This is a genomic window from Vibrio sp. D173a (assembly GCF_030248475.1).
Map to the genome: position 1 here is coordinate 1 of NZ_JAHGAH010001570.1, position 669 is coordinate 669.

Here is a 669-nt window from a genome sequence, read left to right on the forward strand (position 1 = left end):
AGGCCAAAGTGGTAGGTCGTTCGGGTTCATGTTAGTGAACATGTCACTGATTTCAAAACCACCCATGATTTGGTGTTCATCGGAGAAGCCAATTGCTGTGATTAGGCCAACAGACATAAAGATAAGCAGTGCGCCGAACAGTGGGTAGAAGCGACCAATGATTTTATCAACAGGGACAATTGTTGCGATGATGTAGTAAGCGAAGATAACCACAACCATCGTTGTTGCAGACATCGCGAAATCAGTTTGGTCGTTTACTAGGTTCGTGATCATGCCTGCTGGAGCTGATACGAATACCACGCCCACAAGAAGAAGCAGAACAATGGCAAAGATATTCATAAAGTGTTTTGCGCCATTGCCTAGGTAACGTCCTGTGATGGTTGGAACCGAAGCACCGCCATTACGGATAGATAACATACCTGAGAAGTAGTCGTGTACGGCACCTGCGAAGATACAACCGAGCACAATCCAAAGCATTGCTGCTGGGCCGTATAAGGCACCCATGATAGGGCCGAAGATTGGACCAACACCTGCAATGTTAAGCAGTTGCACAAGGTAAACCTTTGGTGTCGACATTGGAACGTAATCCACACCATCTTGTTTTGTATGAGCCGGAGTTTGGCGTTTTTCGTTTATGCCGAACACCTTCTCAATGAAAGTGCCATAAAG

1 protein-coding gene is annotated in these 669 nt (G+C 46.2%); it reads right to left on the bottom strand.

Going from position 1 to position 669, the window contains the following annotated elements; all coding sequences use genetic code 11:
- Positions 1–669, bottom strand: a 669-nt coding sequence (locus KIV40_RS34805; RefSeq protein WP_285354025.1) for an aromatic amino acid transport family protein, incomplete at both ends; no start/stop codon positions are given.